Origin of the sequence: Pseudoxanthomonas sp. LH2527 (genome assembly GCF_022539275.1) — a bacterium.
Taxonomy (GTDB): domain Bacteria; phylum Pseudomonadota; class Gammaproteobacteria; order Xanthomonadales; family Xanthomonadaceae; genus Pseudoxanthomonas_A.
Map to the genome: position 1 here is coordinate 1 of NZ_JAKZBW010000054.1, position 4,636 is coordinate 4,636.

The window sequence follows — 4,636 nt, forward strand, 5'->3', positions numbered from 1 at the left end:
GTGGCCCTGGTGGCATCCATGCGCAAACTGCTGGTCATCCTCAACGCCCGCATGCGGGACCATCTCAACGCCTCCCAAACAGCCTGAATCAAGACAGTTGCTCTCCCCGCTGCGCAGGGAGAGGGGAGCTGTGGAAGATTTCCTCCTGCCGTAGCGCCTGAATCAGGACAACTGCTCTCCCCGCAGGCGGGGATAGGGCGAGCTGTTGCGTGGTGCTGGAAACGAAAACGGCCCCTTTGCGGGGCCGCTCCGTCCCGCACATGCGCTGCTTACTTCTTCGGTGCCGCGACGGGAGCACCCGCTGCCTTGGCAAAATCCCCCGCCACGAACACGCTCAGCATTTCCGGCTTCAGGTGCTTGCGGATCGCCGCATTGACCTGGTCCCGTGTCAGCGCGGCGTACTTCGCATCCAGGTCGGCGGTGAACTGCATGTTGCGGCCGAAGTAGAGCTGGTCGGTGAGCATGCCGGCGATGGTGCCGTCCTCGGCGCGGGCCTGCTGGCGTTCGGTCAGCGTGCCGGCCACGGCGTCCTTCAGTTCGTCGGCGGTGATACCGTCCTTCAACAGCCTGTCCAGCTCTTCGCGTACCAGTGCTTCCACCTTCGCCATGTTCTCGGGTGCGGCGATCGCCTGCACGGTGAAGCTGCCGGCATCGTCCTTGCCGCTGCGGCTGTCGTCAGCGCGGATGCCGCTGGAGACGCCGTAGCTGAGCCCCTCCTGCTGGCGGATGCGGTCGCCCAGGCGCGATTTCAGCGCGCCGCCGCCGAAGATGCGGTTGGCGACGATCATCGCCGGGTAGTCGTCGTCGGTCACGCGCAGCGACAGGTTCTGCCGCGCCAGCAGCATCGCGTTGGGCTTGTCCGGCGTCTCGAAGCGCGCCTGCTTCGCGGCGACGTCGGTGTAGCGCGTATCGATGGACGCGTACGGCGTGCCCGCGTGCCAGCCGGCGAACAGCTGCTCCAGTTGCGCGCGGACGGCCACCGGATCGAAGTCGCCGACGATGGCGATCTCGCCCTCGGACGTGCCGTAGAGGTCGCGATGGAACGCACGCACTTCGTCCAGCGTCAGCGCCTTCATCATCGCCAGCGATTCGTCCAGGGTGCGGTTGCGCAGCGGGTGGCCGGCCGGCCACGGATCGAAGTACTGCGCCAGCGCGCGACCTGCGATCGCACCGGGCTCCTGGCGCGAGGCTTCCATGCCGGTCAGCGCCTGCACGCGCAGCTGCTCGAACTCTTCCTGCGGGAACGCCGGGTTGCGCAGCACGTCGGCGGCCAGCGCCAGCGCATCGGCCAGGTGGTCGCGCCGTGTCTGCAGGCCGATGGCCGCACCCTGCAGGCTGCCGCTGATGCTGCCCTGCGTCTTCAGCTGCTGCAGGCGCTGGTCGATCTGCGTGCGGGTCATGGTCTTGCTGCCGCGCATCAGCATGGCCCCGGCCATGCCGGCGGCGCCTTCGCGGCCGGTCAGCGCGGCTTCGTCGGCGAAGCGGAAGTTGGCATCGACGATCACCGTGCCGCCGCGGGTCTTCTTCGGCAGCAGCGACACCCGCAGGGCCTTGCCCAGGGTGAAGGTCTGCGTGCGCGATTCGATGTTCTGCGGCGACGGATCGAACTGCTCGCCCGCGCTGACCGCGGCGCGGCCGGTGTAGCCGTCGACCAGGGTGGCGACGGCCGGCGCGGCGGGAATCTCCACGCGCTCGGGGGTCTCGCTGGGAATGAAACGTCCCAAGGTGCGGTTGCTCGACTTCAGGTACGCGGCGGCGACGCGGTTGACGTCGGCGGCGGTGACCTTCTCGATGGCGTCGCGGCTGGTGAACAGCAGGCGCCAGTCGCCGGCGGACTGGAACTCCGACAGGCCCATGCCGACCGCGTTGACGTCGGTGAAGTACAGCTCGTAGGCGTTGCCGATGCGCTGTTTGGCCTCGTCCACTTCCGCCTGTGTCACCGGCTGTGCGGCGATCTGCTCCAGCTGCTTCAGCAGTTCGGCCTCGGTCTTCTTCGCATCGCCGTCGTTGGGGATGACGGCGACGGCGGTCAGCAGGCCGGGGTCGCGCATCGATTCGCTGCTCGCGCCGCTGCCGGCGGCCAGCTTGCCTTCCACCAGCGCCTTGTGCAGACGGCCTCCGGGGGTGTGGCCCAGTACGTTGGCCAGCACGCTCAGCGGCGCGCTGTCGGCGTGCGCAACGGCGGGCACGTGGTAGGCGGCGGCGACCAGGCGCAGGTTGCCGACACGGCGTACGGTGACTTCGCGCTCGCCGTCCTGGGCCGGTTCCACGGTGTAGGAGCGCGGCAGCGTGCGCGCGGGCTTCTTCAGCGGGCCGAAATGGCGCGCGATGCGCGCCAGCACGTCGGCGGTGTCGACGCGGCCGGCGACGATCAGGGTGGCGTTGTCCGGCTGGTACCACTGGCGGTAGAACGCCTGCAGCCTGTCGATCGGCACGCCTTCCACGTCGCTGCGCGCGCCGATGGTGGTGTTGCCGTAGTTGTGCCAGAGGAAGGCGGTGGAGCGGATGCGCTGGAACAGCACGCCGCCGGGATTGTTCTCGCCGGCTTCCAGTTCGTTGCGCACCACGGTCATCTCGCTGTCGAGGTCCTTCTTCGCCACGTTGGAATGGACCATGCGGTCGGCTTCCATCTGCAGCACCCACTCCAGGGTGTCGGTGTTGGCCGGGAACGAGGCGTAGTAGTTGGTGCGGTCCAGGCCGGTAGTGGCATTGAAGCCGATGCCGCGCTTCTTCATCTCGCCGCTGATGTCGGACTGCGTGGGCGTGCCCTTGAACAGCAGGTGCTCCAGCAGGTGGGCCATGCCCGTCTCGCCGTAGTTCTCGTGCACCGAACCGACGTTGTAGACCAGGTTGACGGTCACGGTGGGCTTGGTGGCATCGGGGAACAGCAGCACGCGCAGGCCGTTGGCCAGGGTGTATTCGCTGATGCCTTCGATGCTGGGACCGGCGGCGACGCCTTTCGGCAGCGCCGTCTGCGCCTGCAGCGCGGCGGGATGGCCCAGCGCCAGCGTGACGGCCAGGCCGAGTGCGACAATGAAACGGGGTGACTTCATCCACAATCCTCCATCGGTGCCGCCTGCGTCCATCGCGGGCGGCGTGGCACGAGTTTCGCAGATTTGGAAGGCGCGTAGATTCATGGATTACGGTGAGACGAAGACGGACGACGGTGCATTGCCGGTGCTGTACGCCGATGCGCAGATCGCGGTGGTGAACAAGCCTGCGGGCGTGATGGCGCACGACAGCAAGCTGGCGCGCGGCGAGACCGACTTCGTCGCCGATCGCCTGCGCGTGCAGTTCGGCAAGCCGATCTTCCTGATCCATCGCCTGGATCGCGCCACCAGCGGCTGCCTGCTGGTGGCGTTCGACCGCGACAGCGCTTCGACGCTGGGCAAGGTGCTGATGTCGCGCGAGGTGGACAAGGATTATCTGGCCGTGTGTCGCGGCTGGCCGGAGCCGGATTTCGTGGTCGATCATCCGCTCGATGGCGGCCCGGGCAAGCCGGAGAAGAAACCGTCGCTGACGCGTTTCGTGCGGCTGGCGACCGGCGAGTTGCCGCTGCCGTCGGGCGGCTTCGAGACCTCGCGCTATGCGCTGCTTCGCTGCCAGCCGGAGACCGGCCGCTTCCGCCAGATCCGGCGGCATCTCAAGCACGCCTTCCATCACCTGATCGGCGACACCAGCCACGGCGATGGACGCCACAACCGCCACTTCCGCATGCACGGCGTGCACCGCATGCTGCTGCACGCGGTGCGGCTGTCGTTCCCGCACCCACTCACCGGCGAACGCATCGAAGCGGTGGCGCCACTGGATGCCGAGTTCCGCAAGGCATATGCGCTGTTCGGGTGGGAAGCCGATCTGCGTTAGCTGTTGCTTTCTGTAGGAGCGACGTCAGTCGCGACCGCAGGAACGAAACGCCCGGATCGTCGGATCCAGGAGCAGCGGCATCGGATTGTGTCCTAGCGCTGAAACGCCAATGGCTGCCATGGCGTGCGGTCGCGACTGACGTCGCTCCTACAACGAGCAACCAACCCGCAACGTCACCCCACCCGCATCGCCGCCAGCACCATCAGCGCCACGGCGCACAGCATGCCCACCAGCCAGACGACGCTGCGCAGCGATTGCTTGTCGGCCAGGTAGAACACGCCATGCAGCACGCGCGCAATGACGAAGGCGATGGCGAGCGGTGTGATCGTCTCTGCCGGCACGCCGGCCAGTTGCGCCATCAGCACGCCGGCGACGAAGGCGGGAAACGCCTCGAAGCCGTTGAGGTGCGCCGCATTGGCGCGCTGCACCTTGTAGTTGCCGTCCTGCTTGGCCACCCACGCGCGCGGGTTGCGGTTGTTGTAACGCTCGCCGGACCGCTTGGCGATGAAGACCCACAGGTACGGCAGCAGCGCGGTGATCAGGATGCACCAGTAAGCGATGGACATGAGCGTTTCCCTCCGAGGATGGCAAAGCCTAGTGCGTGGAGCGGGTGGGCGTCCATGGGAAGTTTCCCTCTCCCCGGGGAGCGGGGAGAGCAACTGTCTTGATTCAGGCTGTTTGGGAGGCGTTGAGATGGTCCCGCATGCGGGCGTTGAGGATGACCAGCAGTTTGCGCATGGATGCCACCAGGGCCACCTTGGCGGGTTTACCT

At 67.3% G+C, this 4,636-nt stretch carries 3 protein-coding genes and 1 pseudogene; 1 reads left to right on the top strand and 3 read right to left on the bottom strand.

What is annotated here, in order from left to right; translation table 11 throughout:
* Positions 1–269: 269 nt before the first annotated feature.
* Positions 270–3,053 (bottom strand): pitrilysin family protein, encoded by a 2,784-nt coding sequence (locus tag MMG85_RS18265; protein WP_241047329.1) that lies wholly within the window; start codon positions 3,051–3,053, stop codon positions 270–272.
* Positions 3,054–3,135: 82 nt separating this feature from the next.
* Here MMG85_RS18265 and MMG85_RS18270 point away from each other — a divergent pair, with 82 nt between their 5' ends.
* The gene (locus MMG85_RS18270; RefSeq protein WP_241047330.1) at positions 3,136–3,864 is read left to right on the top strand and encodes a pseudouridine synthase; all 729 of its coding nucleotides are present in this window, start codon (positions 3,136–3,138) and stop codon (positions 3,862–3,864) included.
* A 173-nt stretch (positions 3,865–4,037) separates the two neighbouring features.
* Here the strand turns inward: MMG85_RS18270 and MMG85_RS18275 are convergent, their stop codons facing one another.
* Both MMG85_RS18275 and MMG85_RS18280 read right to left on the bottom strand, forming a co-directional pair.
* Entirely contained in the window at positions 4,038–4,430 is a 393-nt protein-coding gene (locus MMG85_RS18275; protein ID WP_241047331.1) for an MAPEG family protein, read from the bottom strand.
* 103 nt (positions 4,431–4,533) lie between these two features.
* A pseudogene (locus MMG85_RS18280) lies at positions 4,534–4,636 on the bottom strand (IS110 family transposase); the annotation flags it as partial.